21 protein-coding genes are annotated in these 26250 nt (G+C 72.4%); 9 read left to right on the top strand and 12 right to left on the bottom strand.

The genetic code is table 11. From position 1 onward, the window contains the following. Positions 1-75 precede the first annotated feature (75 nt). A complete protein-coding gene (locus ABD292_RS02990; protein WP_091083967.1) occupies positions 76-525 on the bottom strand; it encodes an RrF2 family transcriptional regulator in 450 nt (149 codons plus the stop codon). A gap of 244 nt (positions 526-769) precedes the next feature. Between ABD292_RS02990 and ABD292_RS02985 the strand changes: the two genes are divergently transcribed. Beyond that, on the top strand, positions 770-1951 hold the full coding sequence (locus ABD292_RS02985) for an ROK family transcriptional regulator (protein WP_344205297.1): 1182 nt from the start codon (positions 770-772) through the stop codon (positions 1949-1951). A 1-nt stretch (position 1952) separates the two neighbouring features. Here ABD292_RS02985 and ABD292_RS02980 read toward each other — a convergent pair whose 3' ends face one another. From ABD292_RS02980 to ABD292_RS02965, 4 genes are all read right to left on the bottom strand, one after another. After that, a complete protein-coding gene (locus ABD292_RS02980) occupies positions 1953-3395 on the bottom strand; it encodes a glycoside hydrolase family 3 protein (protein WP_344204994.1) in 1443 nt (480 codons plus the stop codon). 84 nt (positions 3396-3479) lie between these two features. Beyond that, positions 3480-4331 (bottom strand): carbohydrate ABC transporter permease, encoded by an 852-nt coding sequence (locus ABD292_RS02975; protein ID WP_344204992.1) that lies wholly within the window; start codon positions 4329-4331, stop codon positions 3480-3482. Further along, positions 4328-5341 (bottom strand): carbohydrate ABC transporter permease, encoded by a 1014-nt coding sequence (locus ABD292_RS02970; RefSeq protein ID WP_344204991.1) that lies wholly within the window; start codon positions 5339-5341, stop codon positions 4328-4330. The genes ABD292_RS02975 and ABD292_RS02970 overlap by 4 nt, the downstream gene beginning before the upstream one ends. A 2-nt stretch (positions 5342-5343) precedes the next feature. Further along, entirely contained in the window at positions 5344-6660 is a 1317-nt protein-coding gene (locus ABD292_RS02965) for a sugar ABC transporter substrate-binding protein (protein WP_344204989.1), read from the bottom strand. A 137-nt stretch (positions 6661-6797) separates the two neighbouring features. Between ABD292_RS02965 and ABD292_RS02960 the strand changes: the two genes are divergently transcribed. From ABD292_RS02960 to ABD292_RS02950, 3 genes are all read left to right on the top strand, one after another. Next, the gene (locus tag ABD292_RS02960) at positions 6798-7946 is read left to right on the top strand and encodes an ROK family transcriptional regulator (RefSeq protein WP_344204987.1); all 1149 of its coding nucleotides are present in this window, start codon (positions 6798-6800) and stop codon (positions 7944-7946) included. Positions 7947-7958: 12 nt separating this feature from the next. Then, positions 7959-8633 (top strand): M15 family metallopeptidase, encoded by a 675-nt coding sequence (locus tag ABD292_RS02955; RefSeq protein WP_344204986.1) that lies wholly within the window; start codon positions 7959-7961, stop codon positions 8631-8633. A gap of 85 nt (positions 8634-8718) precedes the next feature. Further along, positions 8719-9804 (top strand): carboxylate-amine ligase, encoded by a 1086-nt coding sequence (locus ABD292_RS02950; protein ID WP_344204985.1) that lies wholly within the window; start codon positions 8719-8721, stop codon positions 9802-9804. 11 nt (positions 9805-9815) lie between these two features. Here ABD292_RS02950 and ABD292_RS02945 read toward each other — a convergent pair whose 3' ends face one another. The 5 genes from ABD292_RS02945 to ABD292_RS02925 all read right to left on the bottom strand — a co-directional run bounded on the left by ABD292_RS02945 (position 9816) and on the right by ABD292_RS02925 (position 18631). Further along, entirely contained in the window at positions 9816-10562 is a 747-nt protein-coding gene (locus ABD292_RS02945) for a sulfite exporter TauE/SafE family protein (RefSeq protein WP_344204983.1), read from the bottom strand. Further along, complete coding sequence (locus tag ABD292_RS02940; RefSeq protein WP_344205295.1) at positions 10559-12307, bottom strand: gamma-glutamyltransferase family protein; 1749 nt, start codon at positions 12305-12307, stop codon at positions 10559-10561. Before ABD292_RS02940 ends, ABD292_RS02945 begins: the two co-directional genes overlap by 4 nt. A gap of 103 nt (positions 12308-12410) precedes the next feature. Beyond that, entirely contained in the window at positions 12411-13088 is a 678-nt protein-coding gene (locus tag ABD292_RS02935; protein WP_344204981.1) for a GntR family transcriptional regulator, read from the bottom strand. A gap of 25 nt (positions 13089-13113) precedes the next feature. Then, entirely contained in the window at positions 13114-13881 is a 768-nt protein-coding gene (locus ABD292_RS02930; protein WP_344204979.1) for a hypothetical protein, read from the bottom strand. Positions 13882-14053: 172 nt separating this feature from the next. Beyond that, positions 14054-18631: an ATP-dependent helicase gene (locus ABD292_RS02925; RefSeq protein ID WP_425564986.1), complete on the bottom strand. Its 4578-nt coding sequence runs from the start codon at positions 18629-18631 to the stop codon at positions 14054-14056. A gap of 116 nt (positions 18632-18747) precedes the next feature. Between ABD292_RS02925 and ABD292_RS02920 the strand changes: the two genes are divergently transcribed. Continuing rightward, positions 18748-19236, top strand: a complete 489-nt coding sequence (locus ABD292_RS02920) for a VOC family protein (RefSeq protein ID WP_344204977.1) — start codon at positions 18748-18750, stop codon at positions 19234-19236. Positions 19237-19463: 227 nt separating this feature from the next. Here ABD292_RS02920 and ABD292_RS02915 read toward each other — a convergent pair whose 3' ends face one another. Then, complete coding sequence (locus ABD292_RS02915; RefSeq protein WP_329583084.1) at positions 19464-19658, bottom strand: hypothetical protein; 195 nt, start codon at positions 19656-19658, stop codon at positions 19464-19466. A gap of 44 nt (positions 19659-19702) precedes the next feature. Here ABD292_RS02915 and ABD292_RS02910 point away from each other — a divergent pair, with 44 nt between their 5' ends. Continuing rightward, on the top strand, positions 19703-19897 hold the full coding sequence (locus ABD292_RS02910) for a DUF3046 domain-containing protein (protein WP_026214037.1): 195 nt from the start codon (positions 19703-19705) through the stop codon (positions 19895-19897). A gap of 6 nt (positions 19898-19903) precedes the next feature. Here the strand turns inward: ABD292_RS02910 and ABD292_RS02905 are convergent, their stop codons facing one another. After that, entirely contained in the window at positions 19904-20185 is a 282-nt protein-coding gene (locus ABD292_RS02905) for a hypothetical protein (protein WP_344204975.1), read from the bottom strand. A 279-nt stretch (positions 20186-20464) separates the two neighbouring features. On the opposite strand from ABD292_RS02905, the gene recA reads away from it, so the two are divergent. The 3 genes from recA (at position 20465) to rny (ending at position 26229) form a co-directional block, all read left to right on the top strand. Further along, complete coding sequence (recA, locus tag ABD292_RS02900; RefSeq protein WP_344204974.1) at positions 20465-21556, top strand: recombinase RecA; 1092 nt, start codon at positions 20465-20467, stop codon at positions 21554-21556. A 1056-nt stretch (positions 21557-22612) separates the two neighbouring features. Beyond that, positions 22613-24208 (top strand): recombination regulator RecX, encoded by a 1596-nt coding sequence (gene recX, locus ABD292_RS02895; RefSeq protein WP_344204973.1) that lies wholly within the window; start codon positions 22613-22615, stop codon positions 24206-24208. 401 nt (positions 24209-24609) lie between these two features. Then, positions 24610-26229, top strand: coding sequence for a ribonuclease Y (rny, locus tag ABD292_RS02890; RefSeq protein ID WP_344204972.1), 1620 nt, complete (start codon positions 24610-24612; stop codon positions 26227-26229). Positions 26230-26250: the final 21 nt, after the last annotated feature.

Raw genomic sequence — 26250 nt, 5'->3', positions numbered from 1 at the left:
GCGGCTCGGCCGTGGACGTGGTCGGGGGAGATCAGGAACGTCGCGCTCTGGTGCACCAGGCGCTGAGCCGGGAGGTCAGTCCCAGGCGGCGGGGTCGGCGGCGAGCTGGCGGACGCGGTCGGGCAGCGTGCCGGCGGCGACCTGCTCCAGCGTGACCTCCTCCAGGATGGCGCGCTCGGTGGCGCGCAGCGCGATCCACACCTGCTGCAGCGACTCGGCCGGCCCCCGGTAGCCGACGTGCTCGGGCCGCTCGCCGCGTACGTTGGCGAGCGGGCCGTCCACCGCTCGGATCACGTCGGCGAGGGAGATCTCGCCCGCGGGCCGGGCCAGGACGTAGCCGCCCTCGGGGCCTCGCTGCCCGCGGACCAGCCCGGCGCGGCGCATCTGGAGCAGGATGTTCTCCAGGTATTTGGGAGGCATGTCCTGTTCCTTGGCGAGCTCGCCCACGGTCGTCGGGCCGGCACCCGCGGCGGCGAGTTCGGCGGCGGCTCGGAGGGCGTAGTCGACACGAGCGGAGAGGCGCATGTTCTCGATTATCCCTCCTGGTCAACACTGGTTAGCCGCACGGTCGTCGGATGGGGCAGGTGATCCGAGGCCCGGCGTCGTCCCGCGCGCGGCCCTCCGATACGGTGATCATGAAGAAATCTCGCGTTCACCTGCGACGTCTCTCGGGAACGCGAGCGCTAAACTTCCAACAATCTTTGCGATTTCGCAGTGACCGATGCGAAGTGACCGATTCGCAGTGGACCGACGGTGGGGATTCAGCGTGGTGGAGCGACGCCCAGGTGTGCCCAGGCTGCTGAGGGAGATCAACGACCGGGCCGCGCTCGAACTGCTGCTGGCCACCGGTCCCATGACCCGCGGCCAGATCGGCGACCTGACCGGCCTGTCCAAGGTCACGGCCTCGCAGACGCTGTCCAGGCTGGAGGAGCGCGGCCTGGTCGAGGTCGTCGGCACCCAGGCTGGCGGGCGCGGGCCCAACGCGGCCCTCTACTCGGTGATCCCCTCCAGCGCGTACGTCGCCGGCCTGGAGGTTGGCCCCGAACGCATCTCCTCGGCCGTCGCCGACATCCACGGCCACACCATCACCGAGATCACCGTCGACCCGAAGGGCCACGAGGACCCGGTCGCCGCCGTGCACGAGGCCATCGTCAAGGCCTGCCGCGGCGCCAAGGTCGGGCTGAGCAGACTGCGCGGCGTGGTGATCGGCACCCCCGGCGTGGTCGATCCGCGCAGCGGCGACGTGCGCTTCTCCTTCGACCTGCCCGGCTGGCACGAGGGCATCCACGGGGCGCTCGCCGGCGACCTGCGGCGCGAGGTGACGATCGAGAACGACGTCAACCTCGCCGCCATCGCCGAGCGCGCCGACGGGGCCGCCCAGGGCGTGGACGACTTCGTGCTGCTGTGGGCCAGCCGCGGCCTCGGCCTGGCGGTCATGCTCGGCGGCCGGCTGCACCGGGGGCGTTCCGGCAGCGCGGGCGAGATCGGCTACCTGCCGGTGCCCGGGGTGCCGCTGCCGGAGGACATCCGCACCGAGCCGGGGCGGCTGCCGTCGCTGGCGGGCGGCCTGCAGTCGCTGGTCAGCGCCGAGGCGGTGGCCGAGCTGGCCCAGGGCTACGGCTTCGCGGCCAGCAGCGCCGGCGAGTGCGTACGGGTCGCGATGGCCGCGGGCACGCGGGGCGAGCCGCTGCTCGACGAGATCGCCCAGCGGCTCGCGCTCGGCGTGGCCGCCGTGTGCGTGATCCTCGACCCCGGCCTCGTGGTGCTGGCCGGGGAGGTGGGGCAGGCGGGCGGCGACGCGCTCGCGTCCCGGGTGGAGGAGGCCGTGGCCCGCATCTGCCCGGTCCGGCCCCAGGTGGGCACCACCACGGTGACCGAGGGCAACCCGGTGCTGCGCGGCGCCGTGCTGGCCGCGCTCGACCAGGCCCGCGAGGAGCTGCTGGCCTCCTGAGTCAGGCGGTCTGGAGGAGCTCCACGGCCGCCTGGGCGTTGGCGCGGGCGGCCCCGTACGTCGCGATGTAGGCGGCGCTGTCCGGCCGCCACACCGGCAGCCCCATCTCGATGACGGTCGTGTCCGGCCGGGCCGTCACCAGCGCCGAGACCAGGTCCCGGCTCGCGGGGTGGCGATGGGCGTCCTTGACCACGACGACCAGGGACCGTCCGGCGGCCTTGGCCAGCAGCGCGGACGCGTCGGCGGCCGACGGCTCGACGCGGACGACCTCCGCCTCGGGCAGCCACGGCCCCACGCCCCACGGCACGTCGCCCACGGCGATCGTCGGCGGGGTGTCCACCTCGACCACCAGGGGCTCGACCAGGGGCTCGGGGACGCCGCTCAGCCGTACGGCGCGGCGGGCCGCGTGCAGGCCCACGACGTTGCGCTCGGCTGGCATCTCGCGGTCCCCGCCGAACCACTCCCGCAGCGCGGCCACCCGCGCCGCGGCCTCCTCCAGCCGCTCGCCCGACAGGCGGCCCTCGCGCACCGCCGAGACGATCTCGGCGATGATCGCCTGCACGTCGTCGTAGACGGGCAGCGGCCCGAGGCACAGCAGGTCGGCCCCGGCCGCGAGGGTCAGCACCGCGCCGCCGGCGAGGCCGACGCTGCGGGTGATGGCGTGCATGTCCAGGGCGTCGGTGACGACCACGCCGTCGAAACCGAGCTCGCCCCTGAGGAGCCCGGTCAGCGCCGCGCCGGACAGCGTCGCAGGCGAGTCGCCCGTCACGGCCGGCACGGCGACGTGCGCGGTCATCACCGACTTCGCCCCCGCCGCCACGGCCGCGCGGAACGGGGCGAGCTCCCGCTCGCGCAGCACGTCGAGGCCCACGTCCACGACCGGGATCGCCAGGTGGGAGTCCACGCGGGTGGCGCCGTGGCCGGGGAAGTGCTTGACGCAGGCGGCCACGCGCAGCGACTGCAGGCCTTCCACGGCGGCCACGGTGTGCCGGGCCACCAGGGCGGCGTCCGCGCCGAACGAGCGGGTGCCGATCACCGGGTTGTCGGCCTCGGTGTTGACGTCCGCGCTCGGCGCCATGTCGAGGTTGATGCCGCAGGAGGCCAGCTCGGCGGCGATGGCCCGGTAGACGCTGCGGGTCAGCCCGGGGTCGTCCACCGCCCCGAGCGCCGCGTTGCCCGGGTACGGGCTGCCGACGTGGTAGGCGAGCCGCGTGACGTCGCCGCCCTCCTCGTCCAGGGAGATGACGGGCTCACCGGCTCCCCGCAGCGCGGTGGTCAGCTCCCTCACCTGGCCGTGGTCGGCCACGTTGAACCCGAAGAGCGTCACGCCGCCCAGGCCGTGCTCCAGCTCGCGCAGCACCCAGTCGGGCGCCTCGGTGCCCTGGAAGGCGACGAGCAGTGTGCCGGCCGCCAGGCGGCGCAGCCCCCGATCACTCTGACTCATGGCTCCTCATCAAGTGGAAGATGGGCAGTGAAAATGGGCAGGGTCGTGCACGGCGCCGGCGGCGCCGTGCGGGGATGTGCCGCGTCAGCCCTTGACGGCCCCGGCGACCAGGCCGGAGACCATGCGGCGCTGCACGAGCAGGAAGAAGATGACGACCGGGATCGTCATCAGGGTGGATCCGGCCATGATCGCCCCCCAGTCGACGCCCTTCTGGCCGATGAAGTACTGCAGGGCGACGGGCATCGTGTAGCCCTCGGACTCCGACATCAGGTAGAGGGCGAAGACCAGGTCGTTCCACGCGGTGATGAACGAGAAGATGCTCGTCGCCACCAGACCGGGCGCGACCAGCGGGAAGAGCACCTTCCAGAAGGTCTGCATGCGCCCCGCGCCGTCGATCCAGGCCGCCTCCTCCAGCGACTTGGGGACCGCCGCGACGAACGTGCGGAGCATCCACACGCCGAACGGCAGCGTCAGCGCGACCTGGGTGACGATCAGCCCGATGAAGGTGTCGCCGAGCCCCACCCGCTTGACCATCATGTAGAGCGGGATGAGCAGCCCCTCGGCCGGCAGCATCTGCACGACCAGCAGCACGACGAGGAACACGCCGCGGCCCTTGAAGCGGAAGCGGGCGATGGCGGTGGCCGACAGCAGGGCGAAGGCCGAGCCGATGAGCACCGTCCCGAGCGCCACGATGGCGCTGTTGCGCATGTAGAGCCAGATGGAGTTGTTCGCGACGCCCTCGGTCAGCACCCGCGCGAAGTGATCGAAGGTGAAGTGCGTCGGGAACGGGACGAACTCCGTGGTGAAGATCTGGTCGTTCTCCTTGAAGCCGGTCGCCACCATCCAGTAGACGGGGAAGACGGCGTAGAGGAAGACCAGGACGCCGGCCGTGTTGAGGAGGATCTTGCCGAGCCTCTTGCGGGCGAGCGGGGTCACATCTCCTCCTGCTTCACGATCTGCCTGACGTACACGACGGTGATCACGAGCAGGACGATCGTCAGGACGACGGAGATCGCCGCGCCCATGCCCAGCTTCTGCGGGGCCTTGAACGCCTCGGCGACCGCGTACATGGACAGGTTGTAGGCGTCGCGGTTGGTGTGCCCGTTCATCAGCGTGTAGAGCTGGCTGAAGACCTTGAAGTCCCAGATGATCGACAGGATCGTCAGGACGGCGAAGACGGGCTTCAGCATCGGCAGGGTGATCTTGGTGAACGTGCGCCACGGCCCCGAGCCGTCGACCCTGGCCGCCTCGTACAGCTCGGCGGGGATGCCCTTGAGCCCGGCCAGCACCGACACCGCGACGAACGGGAAGCTGGCCCACACCACGCAGAAGACCAGCGCGATGTAGAGGGGCAGGGTGTCGGTGAGCCAGGGGGTGCCCACCCAGCTCCGCTGCCCGGCGGGCGGCGCGGCCAGCCAGTCGGGCAGCAGGTCGAGCGCCCAGTTGACGATGCCGGCCTCGGCGTCGAAGAGCGAGCGCCAGATGACGCCCTGCGCCACCGGCGGCACCGCCCAGGCGAACATGCACCCGATCACCACGAACAGCGACATCTTCCTGCCGAGCCGGTGCAGGAGCACCCCGACGGCGGTGCCGACGATCAGCGTGAGGCTGACCGCGACGAAGGCGAAGGCCACGGTGTTGCGGAGCGCCGCCCAGAAGATCTCGTTGGACAGGACCTTCTCGAAGTTCTCCAGGCCCACCGGCTCCGGCGGCTTGGTGCCGCGGACCTGGGCCAGGCCCACCTTCTGGAAGGCCATGACCGCGAGCTGGAACATCGGGTAGAGCAGCAGCCCCGCGATCACCAGCAGGCCGGGCACGAGCAGCACGTACGGGATGCTCCACGCCGGCAGCCCGCTCGCCCGCCCGCGGCCGCTCTCCTTCCTGCGCCGGTGACCCGGGGCGGGGGAGGAGCCCCCGTCCCGGGCGACCGTAGTCGGGTTCGCCATGCTCACTGGTTCAGGATCTCTTCGAGTTCCTTGTTGGCGTCGGCGAGGGCGGCGCCGGCGTCCTTCTTGCCCTCGATGACGGCCCGCGCGGCGTTCTGCAGCACCATCTTGGTGGCGTCGGCCTCGGCCCAGTTGGGGTCGGCGGGGAAGGCGCGGGCCTTGGCGAACGCCTGTGCGAACGCGCCCTGCGCCGGGTCCTCCTCAAGCTTGGCCAGGCTGTCCGGGTAGACCGGGAGCAGGCCGCCCTCGCTGGCGTAGCGGTCGGCCCAGGTCTTGCTGGTGGCCAGCTTGATGTACTCCTTGCCGAGGTCGGCCTCCTTGGTGCCGCCCCACAGCGCGATGTCGTTGCCGCCGAAGAAGGAGGGGGCGACGCCGCCGGTCTTGGCGGGCAGCGGGAAGAAGGCGAGCTTGTCGCTCTTCAGCTTGCCCTTCGAGTCCTCCTCGATGCCGGGGAGGTCCCAGCCCGCGGTGAGGTACATCGCGACCTTGTTGTTGGCGAAGCGCTTACGGATGTCGACCGTGTTGAGCGTGAGGTTCGCCTTGCTGGACAGGCCGCCCGTCACCAGGCCGGTGTAGGTCTCGAAGCCCTTGGCGAAGCCGGGCTCGGTGAGCTTGCCGACCCACTTGTCGCCCTCCTTGACGGCGAAGTCGCCGCCCTCGGACCAGGCGAACGCGGCCAGCAGGTGGTTGGCGTCGGAGCCGCCGTTGAAGGCGAAGCCGTCCACCCCCTCGCCCTTCTCCTTCTGGATCTTCTTGGCGGCGGCGACGAGCTCGTCCCAGGTCTTCGGGACCTCGATCTTGAGCTCCTCGAACCAGTCCTTGCGGTAGAGGACGGCGCGGGCGCCGGCGCCCCACGGCACGGCGTAGATCTCGCCGTCCACGGTCTCGTAGCCGTACAGGTTCTCGGGGATCTGCGCGCGGTCGCCCTCGCGGGCGATGTCCGTGATCGGGGTGAGCGCGTCCTGGCTCTGCCACATCGGGACCTGGTCGTTGCCGATCTCGGTCACGTCCGGGCCCGAGCCGGTGGCGGCGGCCGTGAACTTGTCGGCGACCTGCGGCCACGGGATCCACTCGAGCTTGACCTCGGCGCCGGTCTGCTGCTTGAACTCGGCGTTCAGCTCTTCCATGTACTTGGCCGCGGCCGGGTTGCTGTCGCCGAGGCGCCAGACGCTCAGCGTCTTGCCGGCGAACTTCGGGCCGCTGGCGGAGGCCGCGGCGCTCGGTGAGGAGGAGGGCGCCTCGCCGGAGCCACAGGCGGCCAGGCCCAGGGCCAGGGCGGCCGTGGTGACCGTAGTGGCTGTGATCTTCGCGATCCTCACAGGGTTCTCCCTTCCCGGGTGCTGGCCTACGGTCCGCACCAGGCTGATCGTCAAATGCCGAACGACGCTGCTAAACTAACAAGAAACTTTCTTAAAAGAAACGCTCGTTAGCCATTCGTGACGAGAGGGGTGCGGTAATGAGTCGAAGCCCGGGGGTTCCCCGGCTGCTGCGGCGGTTGAACGATCGCGCGGCACTCGAGCTCCTCCTCGTGGACGGCCCGCTCACCCGGGCCGAGCTGGGCGAGCGGACCGGGCTCTCCAAGGTAACCGCAGGTCAGCTCCTGGCTCGACTGGAGGAGCGGGGGCTGGTCGAGGTCGCGGGGGAGCGGGCGGGCGGCAGGGGGCCGCATGCCGCACTGTACGGGGTGGTGCCGTCCAGCGCCTACGTCGCCGGCCTGGAGGTGCTGCCCGACAGCCTCAAGGTCGGTGTGGCCGACATCACAGGCCGGATCGTGGTCGAGATCACGGTCAACCCCGCCGACGGCGGTGACCCGGTCCGCACGGTCCACGCCGCCGTGCAGCGCGCCTGCGGCACCGCCGGCATCGGGCTGGAGCGGCTCAAGGCGTTCGTCATCGGCACCAGGGGCGTCGTGGACCCGGTCAGCGGGGACGTGCGCTGGTCGTACGACCTGCCCGCCTGGCACGTCGGCGTGCTCGCCAGCCTCCGCCGCACCCTCGGCGCCTCCGTCACCATCGAGAACGACGTCAACCTGGTCGCCCTGGCCGAGCACACCTACGGCGCCGCCGTCGGCCACGACGACTTCGTGGTCATCTGGGCGGGCGTCGGCCAGGGCCTCGGCGTCATGCTGGACGGCCGGCTGCACCGCGGCATCACCGGCGGCGCGGGCGAGATCGGCTGGCTGCCGGTGCCCGGCGAGCCGCTGCCCGCCGACGTCTCCCAGCCGCAGTCCGGCTCCTTTCAGCGCCTGGTCGGCCACGACGCGCTGCGCGGCCTCGCCCGCGAGCACGGCGTGCAGGGGGCGACCGTCCCCGACCTGGTACGCAACGGCGGCGAGGACTTCCTCGACGCGGTCGCCGGGCGGCTGGCCGTGGGCGCGGCGGCGGTCACCGTCGTGCTCGACCCCGGCCTGATCGTGCTGAGCGGCGACGTGGGCCGGGCGGGCGGCGAGCGGCTGGCCGCGAAGGTGCAGGAGGCCGTGGCCCGCGTGTGCCCGAGCCGGCCCCCCGTCGTCACCACCAGGGTGGCCGGGAACCCCGTGCTGCGCGGGGCCCTGGTCGCCGCTCTGGACCAGGCCCGGGAACAGGTCTTCTCCGACACTGTGTGAAAATCGTTGCCCATGTGGCAGTCCCCGAACGACCCCAGGAACGATGTCGTGCTCATCTCGGACCCCCGGGTGGCCGCCATCCCGGTGCAGGAGTCGGACGAGCCGCTGGCCGAGGTACGCGGCCGGCTGCGGGTGGACGAGCGGCTGGCCGACCCTGACGGCGCCTGGGCGCACCTGCGCGCCGGGCTGCTGGAGCGGCTGGAGCGCGCCGAGGCCGGTCTGCCCGACGGCTACCACCTGCTGATCGTGGAGGGCTACCGGCCGATCGCCACCCAGTCCCTCTACTTCACCCGCTACCGCGACGAGCTGCTGGCCGCCAATCCCGGCATGACGGTCGAGGAGGCCCACGTCGCCGCCAGCCGGTACGTCTCCCCGGTCAGCGTGGCCCCGCACACCGCCGGCGCGGCCGTCGACCTCACCCTGTGCGACCCCGAGGGCGTCGAGTACGACATGGGCACCCAGGTCAACGACAACCCCGAGGAGAGCGCCGGCGCCTGCTACACCGCGGCCCCCGGCATCTCGGCCGACGCCCGCGCGCACCGCGACCTCCTCGCCGCCGTCCTGGAGCCGGCCGGCCTCGTCAACTACCCCACCGAGTGGTGGCACTGGTCCTACGGCGACCGCTACTGGGCGCTCGCCACAGGAGCGCCTCACGCCCTCTACGGCCCCACAGGTTTCACCGCCTGACCCCCTCGGGTCGGGAAGGTTTTCCGCGAGCTGTCGCCGGGGCACAACTCCTTGCGGAACTCACTCCCCCCAACGAGGTGCAGGCATGATTCCGCTGATCGGGATCGAAGAGGAATACCTCATCGTCGATCCCCGCACCCGCCACGTCTCTCCCCGGGCGACCGATGTCCTGGCCGCCACCACCGGGATGGCCGACGTGGTTCATGAGATCACCCGATTCCAGGTGGAGGCCCGTACGCCCCCCTCCACCGACCTGAGCGAGCTCGGCTCGCAACTGCGCGCCGTACGAAAGGAGGTGGCCGACGCCGCGCGGGCGTGCGGTCTCGCGATCGTCGCCAGCGGCATCCCCGTGCTCGGCGACGTGAGCTCGCCGCCGCTGACCGACGTGCCCCGCTACCTGCAGAGCAGGGTGGCCTACCGGGCGCTCCAGGACGAGATCACCATCTGCGCGCTCCACGTGCACGTGGACGTGCCCGACCGCGAGCACGCCGTCTACGTCGGCAACCACGTGCGCTGCTGGCTGCCGACGCTGATCGCGCTGGCCGCCAACTCGCCGTTCTTCGCCGGCCGCGACACCGGTTACGCCTCCTGGAGAGTGATCTCCTGGGGCCGGTGGCCGGTGGCGGGCGCGCCCCCCTACTTCGCCTCCTACGCCGACTACGAGCTGGCCGTGCGGGCACTCGACGACACGGGGGCGCTGATCGATCCCAAGACGGTCTACTGGGACACCCGTCCCTCGCCCAGCCTGCCCACGGTCGAGATCAGGGCGGCCGACGTGCCGCTCGACGTGAGCGACAGCCTCACACTGATCGGGCTCGTCCGCGCCCTGGTGGTGACCTCACTGGAAGCGGTACGCCGCGGCGACCACGGGCTGCCCGTCTCCTCCGAGGTGCTGCGCGCCGCCTACTGGCGGGCGGCCAGGGACGGCCTCGCGGGCGAGGGCGTGGACGTGCGCGACGGCACCCGCCTGCCCGCGAGCGTGCTGGCCTGGCGGCTGCTGGAGCACGTACGCCCGGCGCTGGCCGAGGCGGGTGACCTGGCCTTCGTGCAGGAGGGCCTGGACCGGCTGCTGCGCAAGGGGTCGGGCGCGATGCGCCAGCGGCGGGTGCACGCCCGCGGCCACGACCTGAACGACGTGGTGGACGACCTCATCGAGGCCACCGTCGCCTGAGACCCAGGCTTTCACTGGAGTGCGAGCGCCACGGCCACACCGAGGCCGAAGACGACCACCACGCCACGCAGGACCTTCGCCGACAGCAGTCTGGCCACGCGGGTGCCGAGGAAGCCACCCGCGAGGCTGGCCGGCGCGATCACCGCGACCGCCCCCCACCGCACGTCCGCGAAGAGCGAGAACGCCACCGCCGACACCGAGGTGATCACCAGCGCCAGCACGGCCCGTACGGCGTTGACCCGGTGCAGGCCGTCATGCAGGAACAACCCGAGCACGGCCAGCAGCAGCACGCCCATGCCGCCGTTGAAGTACGCGCCGTAGCACCCGCCGAGGAACACCCCGGCGTACACCCGGCGGCTCGGCGGCCCGTCGGCCGCGCCGCCGAGACGGGCGCGCAGCCACGGCTGGGCCAGCAGCGCGAGGCTGGCGAGACCCACCAGCCACGGCACGATCGACTCGAACACCCGGCCGGGCGTGACCAGCAGCAGCGCGCTGCCCGCCACCGCGCCCGTGACCGCCGTCGCCCCGAGCCTCACCACCCTGCGCCGCTGCCCGCGCAGCTCGGCCCGGTAGCCCAGGGCGCCGCCGAGATAGCCGGGCCACAGCGCCACCGCGTTGGTCACGGACGCGGTCAGGCCCGGATACCCCAACGCCAGCAGGGCGGGGAACGAGACGAGCGTGCCGCCGCCGGCCAGGGCGTTCACCACCCCGGCCAGCAGGCCGGACGCCGCCAGGAAGAGCAGCTCCGCGGGGCTCATCGGCCCGCGGCGTAGCCCTGGGCGCCACGCGGGTTGGCGGCGGCCTTGAGGAAGCCGCCGTCACGGGCCACCGCGCTGAGCCGCCCCAGCGACCACGGCCCCTGCACCTCGACCTCGTGCCCGCGCCGCCGCAGCTCGGCCACCACTCCGGCCTCAAGCCGCTCCTCCACGTGCAGCACGCCCGGCCGGGCGCCGCGCGGGAAGAACGAGCTGGGGAAGTGCTCGGTGTGGAACATGGGGGCGTCGATGGCCTCCTGCAGGTTGAGCCCGCCGTGGACGAGCGCCAGGAAGAAGTTCACGCTCCACTGGTCCTGCTGGTCGCCGCCCGGCGTGCCGAACGCCAGCCACGGCCGTCCGTCCTTGAGCGCGAACGACGGCGACAGCGTGGTGCGCGGGCGCGCCCCCGGCCGCAGCGACGAGGGCAGGCCCTCCTGCAGCCAGAACATCTGGGCCCGCGTGCCCAGGCAGAAGCCCAGCGCCGGGATGGTGGGGGAGCTCTGCAGCCAGCCGCCGCTCGGCGTGGCCGAGACCATGTTGCCCCAGCGGTCGACGACGTCCACGTGGCAGGTGTCGCCGCGGACCTGGCCGTCGGGCAGCGTCCGCTCCAGCCCGGCCGTGTCCACGGTGGGCTCGCCCACGCCCTCCGTGACCGGCACCCTGGCCCCGGGCAGGACGGGCAGCCGGGGCTCGCGCCCGCCGGGGGAGCCGGGCAGCAGGTCCAGGCTCGCCCGGGGGCCGATGAGCGCGCGCCGGGCGGCGTTGTAGGCCGGGTCGAGCAGGTCGGCGAGCGGCACGTCGGCGTCGCCGTACCAGGCCTCGCGGTCGGCGAAGGCGAGCTTGGCGGCCTCGGTCACCGTGTGGACGTAGTCGGCGCTCAGGTAGCCCATCGCGTCCAGGTCCACGCCGTCGAGCAGGGCGAGCTGCTGCAGGAACACCGGGCCCTGGCCCCACGGGCCGGTCTTGTACACCGTGTGACCCCGGTAGTCGAAGCCGACCGGCTCCTCGGTCGTGGCGCTCCAGCCCGCGAGGTCGTCGCCGGTCAGCAGGCCGCCGTGCACCTCTCCGGAGCTGTCGCGCCAGGCGGTCGTGGCGCTGAAGTCGGCGATCGCCTCGGCGACGAAACCCTCGTACCAGGCGTGCCGGGCGGCGGCGAGCTGGCCCTCACGGGTGCCGGACGCGGCCTCGGCCTCGGCGACGATCCGCCGGTAGGTGGCGGCGAGCACGGGGTTGGCCAGCCGCGAGCCCGGCTCGGGCACCCGGCCGCCGGGCAGCCAGGTGGCCGCCGAGGTGGGCCAGTCGGCCGTGAACAGGTCCTCGACCGCGGTGATCGTGGCCGAGACGCGCTCCAGCACGGGGACGCCGTGCTCGGCGTAGTGGATGGCGGCCGCGAGCACGTCGGCCAGCCGCCAGGTGCCCCACCGCTCCAGCAGGAGCATCCACCCGCCGAACGCCCCGGGAACGGTGGCGGCGAGCAGTCCGGTGCCGGGGACGACGTCCAGGCCCAGCTCGCGGAAGCGCTCGATGGTCGCGGCGGCCGGGGCCACGCCCTGCCCGCACACGACGTGCGTCCGCTGCTCGGCCTCGCTCCACAGCAGGATGGGCACCTCGCCGCCGGGGCCGTTCAGGTGCGGCTCGGCGACCTGCAGCACGAAGCCGGCGGCCACGGCCGCGTCGAAGGCGTTCCCGCCCCGCTCCAGGACGCTCATGCCGGTGGCCGAGGCCAGCCAGTGGGTGCCCGCGACCATGCCGAAGTCGCCCGTCAGCTCGGGCCTGGTGGTGAACAACGTCTCTCCTTCTTCCCGCTCCCCGGCCGGCGGCTCGGAGACTGTATACGACAGGGCCGGCGTCTCAATCGTTCGGGTGCCTGGCCGTCCGGCCGATCGCGGACAGGAACGAGCGCCGGGCGGCGGCCACGTGCGCGACCGCCCTGGCCTGCGCCTCGTCCTCGTCGCCCGCCACGATCGCCTCGCACAGCCCGAGGTGCTCGGTCCAGGAGTGCGGCCCGCGCACCGACGCCGTACGGCTGAAGACCCACTGCGCCCGTTGCAACATCGGCGTCATCATGAGGTGCAGGTAGGCGTTGCCCGCCGCCTCGCCCACGGCCAGGTGGAAGGCGGTGTTGAGGTCGGCCACCCGCTCCACCTCGCCGTTCTCGACGGCGTCCTTGGCCTGCTCCAGCACCGCGCGCAGCCGCCGCGCCGACTCCGGCGTGCGCTTGCGCGCGGCCAGCCGCGCCGCCAGCCCCTCGACGGCCATCCGTACGTCGAAGAGCTCCTCGCCCTCCTCCGCGGACAGGCGCGCGACCGTGGCCCCGAGACGGGGGACGACCTCGACGAAACCCTCGGCGGCGAGCACCCGGATGGACTCGCGGACCGGGTTGCGCGACACGCCGAGCGCGGCGGCCAGCCGGTCCTCGACCAGCCGTTCACCCTGGGCCAGCTCGCCGGACAGGATGCGGCGCCGCAGCTCCGCGGTGACCTCGTCACGCAAGGTCCGGTGGGCCGCGCCCAGCGTTAGATCGGTCATATCGGGCTTATCGTATACAAGATTTTCAGCCGTCCTGATCCGGCTCCCGCTTCCTGGACACCTCCCACAGGCGGTCGAACTCCGCCCTGAAGTGCTCGAACCAGAACAGGTCGCGGCGGCGCGTCACCGCGAAGACCGGATCGCGGCCCGCCGTGCTGTGCGTGCCCAGCTCCACGTACGCGACGCCGTGGTCGTCCGCCGGATCCAGCAGCACCACCCCGAACGCGGGCACGAACGGCAGGAACCGCACCTCGATCGCCCCCTCCAGCCCCTCCAGCAGGTGAAGCGTGGAGATGACCCGGTGCTCGAAGACCTCGCCGCGCCCGGCGATCGTGCTGCGCCGCGCCGCCTCCTCGGGAACCCCGCCGGACGGGTCGATGAGCAGCACCTTGACCGTCGCGCCCCGCTCCAGCGCCTTGCGCAGCTCCTCGACGTGCCCCCGCACCGTGCGGCTCAGCGTCACCCCCGCCAGGCGCAGGTCACGCGCCCGCCCCACCTGCTCGGCGAGCCCCTTCCGCTCGGCGGTCAGGAACGTGTCACCGGGGAGCCTGGCCTCGACCAGGCGGTTGAGCTCGGCGACCCGCGCCTCCAGGTCCGTCACCTGATGGCGGGGGCCGAGCGCGTTGACCGCGACGAGGGCGAGCGTGGCCAGCGTCGCCGCGCCCACCACCTTGGCGTCCACGACGTCGAAGACGCCGAGCACGCCCACCGCCAGCGCGATCAGCGCCGTGAGGTAGATCTCCAGGTTCTTGCCGGTGAGGAGGTCGGCCCGTAAACGCCGGAAGGAACTCATCCGGCTATTGTGATCGCTTCCCCGCCCTGCGGCGGAGGCCGGCTCTGCGGCGGAGGCCCGGCCCGCGGCGGAGTCCCAACCCTGCGGCGGAGGCCAAACCCCGCGGCGGAGGCCCGGCCCTGCGGCGGAGGCCCGGCCTGCCGCGGATCCCCGGCCCGCCGCGGAGCTTCGGTCAGGCGCGCAGGCGAAGGCCGCGCGGTGTGGGATGGAACCCGGCCGCCTCCAGGGCCGCCGCCAGCGGCGACTCCCCGATCGAGGCCCCGTCGGCGCGCTCGACGGTGAGCTTGCCGAGCGCGCCGTCGCGTACGGCGAGGGCCAGGGCGTCCACGGCCGGCTGCAGCCGCTCGTCGTCGGCGAACGACAGCAGGGTCTTGCCGCCGCGCTCCACGTAGAGGACGAGATGCCCGTCCACCAGCACCACCAGCGCGCCCGCCTTACGGCCCGGCTTGTGACCGACGTCGCCGGGACGCTGCGGCCACGACAGCGCGGCGCCGTACGGATTGGCCGGATCCGCCGCCGCCAGCACCACAGCCCGCCTAGCACCTTCCCGCCCGCCCCCGGGCCCGAACCCAGCGGGCCCCGGGCCTGGGTCGAGGGGTGGGGCGCCGGCGGCCGTCGGGGCGATGCCGGGTGCCATGGCGCGCATCCGGTCCACCGCCCCCGGCAGCGCGAACTGCGCACCCCCGAGCCCTTCGACGAAGTAGCCCCGCCGGCACCGCCCGCTCTCCTCGTACGCCCGAAGCACCTGGTAGACCGGCGTGAACCCGCCCGGCAGCCGCTCCGAGGTGACCGCCCCCCGCGTCACCACCCCGTGCCGTTCGAGCAGCGCCTCGGCCTGGGCCTGGGCCCGCTGGGTGGCGTCGGCCGCGGGCGCGGGCAGCAGCCACCACCGCCCCGCCACCGTCGGCGGCCCGCTGCGCGTGGGCAGCACCGCCCTCCGCCGCCGGGTCGTCGCCGGCCGGTGCGCGGGCCGCCCGGTGCCGAGCGTGGCCCGCAGCGGCGCCAGCGTGTCGCCGGAGATCCGCCCCGACCACACGAGGTCCCACAGAGCCGACACCAGCGTCTGGTCGTCCTGCGAGCCGAGCTGGTCGGAGATGCCGCGGAAGAACAGCGCGCCCCCGCCGCCCAGCAGCTCCAGCACCCGTTCGTGCACCGCCGTCATCGTGATCTCGGCGGGCTCGGGCAGCAGCAGCGGCGCGGTGTCGGCGAAGTAGAGCGACACCCAGCCGTCGCCGCCGGGCAACGACCCCTGCCCCACCCACATCACCTCGCCGGACGAGGTCAGCTCGTCCAGCAACGACGGGTGATAGCCGGGCACCCGCGCGGGCAGCACCAGGCTCTCCAGCGCCGACGCGGGCACGGCCGCCCCCTGGAGCTGCTCGATCGCCCGGACCAGCGCGTCCATGGCCCGCGCCGTCGCGCCGCCCCGCCGGTCACCGCCCGCCATCGGCCCGTCGGCGGAGGCGCCCGTGATGCCGTGCCAGGCCGGCAGGAACAGGGCGAGCGTCTCCGGCGCGACCGGCTCCACCTCCTTGCGCAGCCGGGCCAGCGACCGCCGCCGCAACATCCGCAGCACCCCGGCGTCGCACCACTCCTCGCCCCGCCCGCCGGGCCGGAACTCCCCGCTGACCACCCGCCCGGGCCCGGCCAGCCGCCGCAGGGCGTCGGTCACCACGGCCACGCCGAGCCCGAACCTGGCGGCGGCGGTGCCGGCGTGGAACGGGCCGCGGGTGCGGGCGTGCCGCGCCACCAGGTCGGCCAGCGGATCGGGCACCGGCTCCAGGAACACGTGCGGCACCCCCACCGGCAGCGGCACGCCCAGCGCGTCACGCAGCCGGCCGGCGTCCTCGACGGCCGCCCACTGCTCCTCGCCCGCGACGCGCACCCGGATGGCCCGCCGCGCCCGCTCCAGCTCCTCCAGCCAGGCCGGATCGCCGCCGCGTACGCTGACGTCGGGCGCCAGCAGCGGCCCGTGCGAGCGCAGCAGGTCGGCGAGGTCCTCGGCATCGCGCAGCGGCCGGTCGAGCCGGGCCAGCTCGCGCTCGGCGTCGGAGATGACGTCAGGATCGAGCAGCTCACGCAGGTCGGCCTGGCCCAGCAGCTCCGCCAGCAGCGACGTGTCCAGGGCCAGCGCCTGCGCCCGCCGCTCGGCCAGCGGCGCGTCGCCCTCGTACATGAACGCGCCCACGTAGTGGAACAGCAGCGACGCCGCGAACGGCGAGGCCTGCGAGGTCTCCACCTCCACCACCCGCACCCGGCGGGCGGCGATGTCGCGCATGAGCCGCACCAGCCCCGGCACGTCGAACACGTCCTGCAGGCACTCGCGCATCGTCTCCAGCACGATCGGGAACGAGGCGTACTGCGAGGCCACCCCCAGCAGATGGGCCGCCCGCTGCCGCTGCTGCCACAGCGGGCTGCGCCGCCCCGGCGTGCGGCGCGGCAGCAGCAGCGCCCGCCCCGCGCACTCGCGGAAGCGGGAGGCAAACAGCGCCGAGCCGCCCAGCTCCTCGGTGACGATCTGCTCGATCTCGTCGGCGTCGAAGGCCGCCACGTCGGCCGGCGGCTCGGCCAGCGTGTCGGGGACGCGCAGCACGATGCCGTCGTCGGAATGGAGCGCCTGCACGTCGACGCCGTAGCGCTCGCGCAGCCGCCGGTTGATCGCCAGCGCCCACGGCGCGTGCACCCGCGCGCCGTAGGGCGAGTGGATCACTATCCGCCAGTCGCCCAGCTCGTCGTGGAACCGCTCGACCAGCAGCGTGCGGTCGTCGGGCACGTAGCCGGTGGCCTGGCGCTGCTCCTCCAGGTAGGCGAGGAGGTTGCCCGCGGCGAAGTCGTCGAGCCCGGCCGCCCGCAGCCGTTCGGCCGCGCCGCCCTTGGCCTGCTCGCGCAGGAACTCCCCGATGGCCCGCCCCAGCTCGGCCGGCCGCCCCGGCGCGTCGCCGTGCCAGAACGGCAGTTTGCCCGGCTGCCCGGGCGCGGGGGAGACCAGCACCCGGTCGGCCGTGATGTCCTCGATCCGCCACGAGGTCGCGCCCAGCACGAACACGTCGCCCACGCGCGACTCGTAGACCATCTCCTCGTCCAGCTCGCCGACCCGGGAGGCCCGCTCGCCCACCAGGAACACGCCGAACAGGCCGCGGTCGGGGATCGTGCCGCCGTTGGTGACCGCGAGCCGCTGCGCGCCCGGCCGGCCCTGGAGCGTGCCGGTGACACGGTCCCAGACGACGCGCGGGCGCAGCTCGGCGAACTCCTCGCTCGGGTAGCGGCCGGCCAGCATGTCGAGCGTGGCCTCCAGCGCTGTGCGCGGCAGCGTGGCGTAGGGCGCGGCCCGCTTGACCACGGACTCCAGCTCGTCGACCGTCCACTCGTCCATCGCCGTCATGGCCACGATCTGCTGGGCCAGCACGTCGAGCGGGTTGCGCGGATAACGCATCTCCTCGATGTGGCCGGCCTGCATGCGCTCGGCCACCACGGCGGTCTGCACCAGGTCGCCGCGGTATTTCGGGAAGATCACGCCCTTGGACACCGCACCGACCTGGTGCCCGGCCCGGCCGATGCGCTGCAGGCCGCTCGCCACGCTCGGCGGCGCCTCCACGCACGCGACGAGATCGACCGAGCCCATGTCGATGCCCAGCTCCAGGCTGGAGGTGGCGACCACGGCGGGCAGCCGGCCCGACTTCAGCGCCTCCTCGATCTGCGCCCGCTCCTCCTTCGACACCGAGCCGTGGTGGGCGCGTACGACCTCCGTGACGACGCCCTTGGTGCCGCCCGCCTGCGCCATGACCTCGGCCGGGGTGCGCCGCGGCAGGTCGGACGGCGTCTCCCAGATCGACAGGTCGACGGCCTCCACGCCCTGGGAACGTTCGTAGGCCAGCTCGTTGAGGCGCGAGCACAGCCGCTCGGCCAGCCGACGGGAGTTGGCGAACACGATCGTCGAGCTGTGGGCCTCGATGAGCTCGAACAACCGGTCCTCGACGTGCGGCCAGATCGACCTGCCCCGCGGCTCCTCGCCGTCGCCGCCCTCCTCGGGGCCGGCGGCGGTCTCGGTCATGTCCTCGACCGGGACCACGACCTCGACCTCGATCCGCTTGTCGGCGGGCGGCTGCACCACCGTGGCCGGCCGCGCCCCGCCCAGGAACGCCGCCACCTCGCTCACCGGCCGCACCGTCGCCGACAGGCCGATGCGCTGCGCCGGCCGCTCCAGCAGCACGTCCAGCCGCTCAAGCGTGAGCGCCAGGTGGGCCCCGCGCTTGGTGGCGGCGACCGCGTGCACCTCGTCCACGATGACCGTCTCGACCCCGCGCAGCGCCTCCCGCGCCTGGCTGGTGAGCAGCAGGAACAGCGACTCCGGCGTGGTGATGAGGATGTCGGACGGCTTGGCCGCGAACCTCCTGCGGTCCTCCGCGGGCGTGTCGCCCGAGCGGATCGCCACCGAGATCTCCGGCACCGGCAGCCCGAGCCGCCGCGCCGTCTGCTTCAGCCCGGCCAGCGGCGCGCGCAGGTTGCGCTCGACGTCGACGGCGAGGGCCTTGAGCGGCGAGACGTAAAGGACCCGCGTGCCCCCGCCCGCCCCGGGATCACGGGGCTGCGCGGCCAGCCGGTCGAGCGACCACAGGAACGCCGCCAGCGTCTTGCCCGACCCCGTGGGCGCGACGACCAGCGTGTTGTCGCCGCGCGCGATCGACTCCCACGCCCCCTCCTGGGCGGCCGTGGGGGCCTCGAACGCCCCCGTGAACCACTGCTGGGTCATCGGGCTGAACTGGGCTAGCGTGCTCACCAGCCCATATTGCCTCGCGCCACCGACAGAAAACGCATTGTGCGGACGGCGGGTGGTTGAGCGGGCCTCCTGGCGGACATACAGCGACCGTGACCATTGACCACGCGGCCATCGAAGCCCGCCGTGCCGAGATCAGGCGCCGTCACGTGTTAGCGCGCCGGCCGTCGAGCAGCGCCCGTGGCCTGCACCATGTCGCCCTGCTCTCGTCGGACGTGGAGCGGACCGTCCAGTTCTACCAGGATCTGCTGGAGTTCCCGCTCACCGAGATCATCGAGAACCGCGACTACAAGGGCTCCAGCCACTTCTTCTTCGACATCGGCAACGGCAACCTGCTCGCCTTCTTCGACTTCCCCGGCCTCGACCTGGGGCCTTACCAGGAGGTGCTGGGAGGGCTGCACCACATCGCGATCTCCGTGGACCCGGCCACGTGGGAGCGCCTGCGCGGGAAACTGGAGATGGCCGGCGTGCCGCACCAGATCGAGAGCGGCGCCTCCATTTACTTCAAGGACCCCGACGGCGCGCGGCTGGAGCTGCTCGCCGACCATCTCGGTGAGATGTACGGCGCGCGGGTGCTGTGACCCCGCACGTGTCTGTCATCCACACCCCTCGGCACCCGCTCAGACGCGCATCCGCCTGACCGCCCGCTTGGAGCGTCAGCCGTCCGACTGAGGGTCTGCTCGGGGCGCCGACCATCTGCCTTGTGTCTGGTCGGACGCTGTTCATCCGGCTGAGCTCATCCGGATGAGCGGCGGCTCTGGAGGGTCAGCCGTCTGGCTGAGCGGCTGCTCGGGGTGCGGTCGAGCGGCTAGCGCCGCGAGGGCCGGCGCGTGCGCGGCTTGCCCGCCCGGGGCGCCTGCCTGATGCCGGCGTGCCGCTCCGCGCGCTCCGCCTTCTCCTTCTTGACGGCGTCACGTAACGCCGACAGCAGCCGGCGGCGTCTGGCCCTGTTGGCCTTCGTCGTGGGTGTCTTCGGGGGTGAAGACTTGTGGGTCTTTGGCATGGGGGTGTCCTACCCACCCCCTGGGCGCTTCCATACTTGATGGCATGCGGCTTACGGAATTCTGGCGGCGTATGAACGCACACTTCGGCGAGGCGTACGCCGAGTCGTGGGCCCGCGACTACGTGATCGCCCCGTTGGGTGGGCGCACCGTGATGCAGGCCCTGGCCGACGGCGAGAGCGCCAAGACGGTCTGGCGGGCGGTGTGCCAGGTCGAGGACGTCTCGTCCAAGCTGCGCTGACGCCGCTCACTCCTGGCCCTGGGAGGTGGCGTCCAGGGTCTGCCGGAGCGCGTCCGCCGTACGGCCGAGGTCGTCCGCGCCGCCCTGACCTCTCGGCGACCACAGGAACACCCAGCCGCCCGACGACGGGGTGGCGAAGACGAGCGTCTGGCGGCCCGTACGCGGATGCCACGCCCACAGCACCGGCTCGTCGCCGCCGACCATGCGGCTCACCAGTCCGTGGTCCGGCAGCAGCTCCGCGAGAGCCTGCAGATGGGCGCGTCGTTCACCGGTGTAGCCGCTCGCCACGTCACCGCCTCCAACCGTCGCCCCCTCCAGTGAGTCTCCCCAGCTCACCGCGCATGACAACACGCCGTCGCGAACGGTCGTGAACATCATCAGGGGCCCGCTCCCGCCGTGCTCCGGGTAACCTTCCGGCTCCCGTGTGTTCCTGCTGTGATCGAACAGCCGTTCGGCTACCATGGAGAACGCCGGGCCACGTCTTCCCCGGCAGTCGCAGAAAATGTCGGTGGCAGGCCGTAGCTTTCACTCGACTGATCGGACCACGACCCTCCAGGGGGAGTTCCCATGGCAATCAACGACCGCGAGAAGGCCCTCGAGACCGCACTCGCTCAGATCGAGCGGCAGTTCGGCAAGGGCTCTGTGATGCGCCTGGGCGACGACGCCCGAGCTCCCATCGAGGTGATCCCCACCGGGTCGATCTCCCTCGACGTGGCGCTCGGCATCGGCGGCCTCCCGCGCGGCCGCATCGTCGAGATCTACGGTCCGGAGTCGTCCGGCAAGACCACGATCGCGCTGCACGCGGTCGCCAACGCCCAGCGGGCCGGGGGCATCGCGGCGTTCATCGACGCCGAGCACGCCCTCGACCCCGAATACGCCAAGAAGCTGGGGGTCGACACCGACGCCCTGCTGGTCTCCCAGCCCGACACCGGTGAGCAGGCGCTGGAGATCGCCGACATGCTGATCCGGTCCGGTGCCGTCGACATCATCGTCATCGACTCGGTGGCCGCCCTGGTGCCCAAGGCCGAGATCGAGGGCGAGATGGGCGACAGCCACGTCGGCCTTCAGGCCCGCCTCATGTCGCAGGCCCTGCGCAAGGTCGCCGGCGCGCTCAACAGCACCGGCACCACCGCCATCTTCATCAACCAGCTGCGCGAGAAGATCGGCGTCATGTTCGGCAGCCCCGAGACCACGACCGGTGGCAAGGCGCTCAAGTTCTACGCCTCGGTGCGCATGGACATCCGCCGCATCGAGACGCTCAAGGACGGCACGGAGGCGGTCGGCAACCGCACCCGGGTCAAGGTCGTCAAGAACAAGATGGCCCCGCCCTTCCGGGTCGCCGACTTCGACATCCTCTACGGGGTGGGCATCTCCCGCGAGGGCGGCCTGATCGACATGGGCGTGGAGCACGGCTTCGTGCGCAAGTCGGGAGCCTGGTACACCTACGAGGGCGACCAGCTCGGCCAGGGCAAGGAGAACGCCCGCAACTTCCTGCGTAACCACCCCGACATGGCCAACGAGATCGAGAAGAAGATCAAGGACAAGCTGGGCGTGGGCCCGCGCCTCGATGCCCCGGCCGAGCCCGTCGCCGCTCCGGCTCCGGCGCCTGCCACCTCGGGCCGCGGCTCGAAGTCCACTCCGAAGCCGGGTGACGTCTGATCGTCGCCCATGAGTGACACGCCTTGGCCACAGGCGCCCCGGCCGCGGGGCGCCTGGCCCGACCACCCCTGCACCACTGGGGCCTGACCCGTGACTGACTCACCGACCCCTCCTCGTTCCCGTTCCGGTTCCCGGGCCAGTTCCGGTTCCAGTTCCCGTGACCTGGCCCGCTCCGCCGCGGACGGCTGGCCCTCCGTGGAGGAGTGGCGCGCCCAACGCCTCGCCCAACGCGCCTCGGACCCCTCCCAGGACCCCGGCGAGGAGCAGCCCGAGCCCTCCACCGACACCACCTCCGGCCCGGTGGACCCGGAGAACGCCGCCTACGCCCCCGGCGACCAGCACACTCCCCGCCAGAAAACCCCCGCAGCCAGCGCCAAAGCCACCAAGCCCCGCCGCCGCACCAAGCGACGCCCCCGCGAGGACGAAGACCGCACCCCCACCCCCCACACCGACGACCCCACACCGACGACCCCGGCCGAGGGCTGGTCGTCCGCCTCCCCCACTGAGGGATGGTCGCCCTCCGCCCCAGCCGAGGGCTGGTCACCCGCTACCCCGACCGAGACCTGGTCGCCCGCTGCCCCCGCCGAGGACCGGTCACCAGCCACCCCAACCGGGGCTTGGTCGTCCGCCTCCCCCACTGAGGGCCGGTCACCCGCTACCCCGACCGAGACCTGGTCGCCCGCCACTCCCACCGAGGGCCGGTCACCCGCTACCTCCACCGGGGCCTGGTCACCGTCGGTCCCCGCTGGGGCCTGGTCATCAACCCTCGCGGACGAACCACACTCGTCCGCCTCCTTCAGAGACCGTGCGGCGGCCGCCGCCACGTCCTTCTTCGGCGACGCTTCAAGCCACACTCCCGGCGAAGCCTCAAGCACCCACCCCTTCTTCGCCAACACACCAGCAGCACCTTCCACCGGCTCTTCCGACGGAGAGCCTGTGCTACCTGGGGGTTCTCCTGTCGATGCCGTAGCGCCCGCCGCGGACTCTTTGGAGGGAGATGCTGCCTCGGGCGGTGGCGATTCTGCTGGGCTTGCGTCTGGGGCCAGTCCCGTCGTCATGCCCATGGCCTCCGCCGGCCTGCGCGAGATTCCGCAGGAGGACTCGTCAGCCGACACGTCTGCTGGCGAGCCTCGCGAGATACCGTCCAGCCGTTCCCCTGCGGGGCCGCTGGGCATGCCGCTGAGTGGCCCTCGCGACGCGACGACAGACAGCCCGGGACCCTTCGTTCTGGAGGGCTCTGGATCGGCTGATGAGGCGCAGGAGCTTGAGAGCCGTTCCCGCACGTACGAGGCCGCTGACGTCCTCGACGTGCCGATCGGCAGCGCTTCGGATACGCCTTCAGATGGCTCTTCCGGCCTCCCCATAGGTGATCCTTCCGCAGCGAGCGGTTTTCGAGGCGAGACCGTACGCGGAGGCACTCCTCCGGCAGGGGGAAGCGACGCCGACCCCTTCGAGGTACACGCCACAGCGGATTCCGCCGAAGAGGATGCACAGCCGGATCCCCTCGAAGGGGGCGTAGCGGCGCATCCCGCTGAGGGCAGCACCATGCCGGATCCAACCCAGGAACATGGGACGGCGTATCCCTCCGTGCGGGAGATCGCGGTGGATCCCCCGCACGAGGACCTGACAGCGAATGCCGCCGAAGGGAACCAGGCGGCGGACCTCGCTGAAGAGGATGCCGTGGATGATCCCGCCGAGAACGCCACTACTCGGCGCTCCGCAGAGGAAACCGTCGTAGCGGGGTCCCCCGAGGAGGACGCCGATACCGAGGAGGACGGCACCGAGGGTGGCGTCACCACTCCGGGCGTCACCGCCGAGAGCGTGGCGGGGGGCGGTGGCGCTGCGGATGGTGGCGCCACGATAGGTGGCGCTGAAGAGAGTGGTGCCACGGAGGGCGGTGCTGCGGGTGTTGTCGCGGAGTCTCTTGAAGGGGCTTCGGGGGATCGGGGCGGCGAAAGGCGCTCTGCTGACGGTTCCAGTGCCCTGGACTGGGGTGGGAGTCTGCTGGGTGGTGGGGCTGAGGAGAGGCAGCGAGGCAGCGCGAGGAAAGGGGGGCGGGGCGGGCGTCGTGCCGGTAGTAAGGGGCGGCGGAGTTCCGGGCGTTCGGGGCTGCCGGATGGGCCCGATGAGGAGAGCCAGGCCGCGTCCGCGCCGCCGGCGGATCCGGAGTCGGTGGCTCGGGCCATCGTGCTTCGGCTCCTGACGATGGCGCCCAAGACGCGGGCTCAGCTCGCCGAGGCGCTTCGGAAGCGGGATGTGCCGGAGGAGGCGGCCGACGCGGTTCTCGATCGGTTCTCGGAGTTGGGGCTGATCAACGATGAGGCGTTCGCCGAGGCGTGGGTCGATTCCCGCCATCACGGGCGCGGGCTGGCCAAGCGTGCGCTGGCGGCCGAGTTGCGTCATCGGGGCGTGGACAACGACACGGTCAAGGAGGCTGTGGAGCGCCTGGATTCCGATCAGGAGGCGGAGACGGCTCGGCGGCTGGTGGATCGCAAGCTGGCGTCCACCCGCTCTCTCGATCCGCAGACCCGTACCCGCCGTCTGGCCGGCATGCTCGCCCGCAAGGGGTACTCCTCGGGGCTGGCGTACCGGGTGATTCGGGAGGCGCTGGATGAGGAGGGCATCGATGTGGAGGGCGATGGCTTTCCGTAGGGACGTGGCCGGCCGCCCGTCTGCCCCGTCTCCGGACGGGATCGGGGCGGCGAGGGGGGATTGCGGCATCGATGGATGATCTTGGGCTTGATGGGGAGTCACGGGCCCGTAAGACACGCTTGACGACTCGTTTGCTTGCTCGTGACCAGTTCGACGCATAACCTCGACGGCAGTGAGGAGTTACTCCGCGCAGTGCGGATTGCCATACCGGTGAGCGACGGACGAACGAGCGTGGTTGATGAAGGCGGGCGAGGTGTCGGCTGTGCGGGTCGACGCCCGGTCAGTCTTGGCTTGATATCGATCCCGGCACCGTACGGGCTTCGCGTGGCGTGCTTGTGACCCCTCCCATGGTCTGGGTCCGCGTTATGGGGTGTTGACGACGCGAGGAGGGCGGGGCGCACATGGGGCCGCTGGTCGTGGTGCTGATGGTGGCGGTGCTCGTGCTCGCGTTCGGGATGATCGTCGCGCTGCTCGTCGTCATACGCCGCACGTCCGGCACCGCACCCAAAGGGGTGGCGCGGCCGAGTCCCGAGCAGGTGCAGGTCGTGCACGAGGAGCTCGAACAGGCGCGTGAGGAGGCTCGGGAGATCCGCCAGAAGGCGGAGGTCGACGCCGAGGAGATGCTGCGCAGGTCCGAGGCGGCCGCCGAGAGCGCCGCGCGGATGCGGCAGGAGGTCGAGGCGGAGAGCCGCGTGCTCAAGACCGAGCTCAAGGAGCTGCGCGCCGACCTCGAACGCCGCGAGGCCCGCCTGGCCGAGCGCGAGCAGCGGCTGGACGAGGAGGCCCGCCGGCAGTCCGAGCGGGACAGGAAGCTGGCGGAGACGGAGATCGAGCTGGCCGGCCGGCGCGAGGAACTGCTGCAGGTGGAGGACGAGCGGCGGCTCATCCTGGAGCGGGTGACCGGGCTGACGGCCGAGCAGGCCAAGGCCGAGCTGGTCAAGGAGATCGAGAACCAGGCCAAGCGCGAGGCGGCGCTCATCGTACGGGAGATCGAGAGCCAGGCCCGCAAGGAGGGCGAGAAGCGCGCCACCAAGATCGTGACGCTGGCCGTGCAGCGGGTGGCGGCCGAGCAGACGGCCGAGTCGGTGGTCAGCGTGCTGCACCTGCCGGGCGACGAGATGAAGGGGCGCATCATCGGGCGCGAAGGGCGCAACATACGCGCCTTCGAGTCCACGACCGGCGTCAACCTCATCATCGACGACACGCCCGAAGCGGTGCTGCTGTCCTGCTTCGACCCGGTACGCCGGGAGACCGCGCGGCTCACCCTGGAGAAGCTCGTCCTCGACGGGCGCATCCACCCGCAGCGCATCGAGGAGGCGCACGAGCGCAGCCGGCAGGAGGTCCAGGACCTCTGCGCGCGGGCCGGGGAGGACGCCCTCGTCGAGCTGGGCATCACGGACATGCACCCCGAGCTGACGCTCCTGCTGGGCCAGCTCCGCTACCGCACCTCCTACGGCCAGAACGTGCTGAAGCACCTCATCGAGTCCGCGCACATCGCGGGCATCATGGCCGCCGAGCTGAAGCTGGACCAGCGGCTGGTCAAGCGGTGCGCCCTGCTGCACGACATCGGCAAGGCCCTCACGCACGAGGTCGAGGGCAGCCACGCGCTCATCGGCGCCGAGATCGCCCGCCGCTACGGCGAGGAGGAGGACGTGGTGCACGCCATCGAGGCGCACCACAACGAGGTCGAGGTGAAGACCGTCGAAGCGGTTCTCACGCAGGCGGCCGACGCCATCAGCGGCAGCCGGCCGGGCGCGCGGCGGGAGTCGCTGGAGGCGTACGTGAAGCGGCTGGAGCGGCTGGAGGAGATCGCGCAGTCGTACGAGGGCGTGGAGAAGGTGTTCGCCATGCAGGCCGGGCGGGAGATCCGGGTCATGGTGAAGCCGGACGCCATCGACGACATCCAGGCCCAGGTGATCGCGCGGGACGTGGCCAAGCAGGTCGAGGAGGAGCTGACCTATCCCGGGCAGATCAGGATCACGGTGGTGCGGGAGTCGCGGGCGACCGAGTTCGCCCGCTGAGCCGAGCGGAGCCGCCCCGGG

The sequence above is a fragment of the Nonomuraea bangladeshensis genome (genome assembly GCF_039529455.1).
In the GTDB taxonomy this organism is placed as follows: domain Bacteria; phylum Actinomycetota; class Actinomycetes; order Streptosporangiales; family Streptosporangiaceae; genus Nonomuraea; species Nonomuraea bangladeshensis.
Note: the sequence above shows the minus strand (reverse complement) of the source record. Positions and strands in the feature narration are given on the sequence as shown.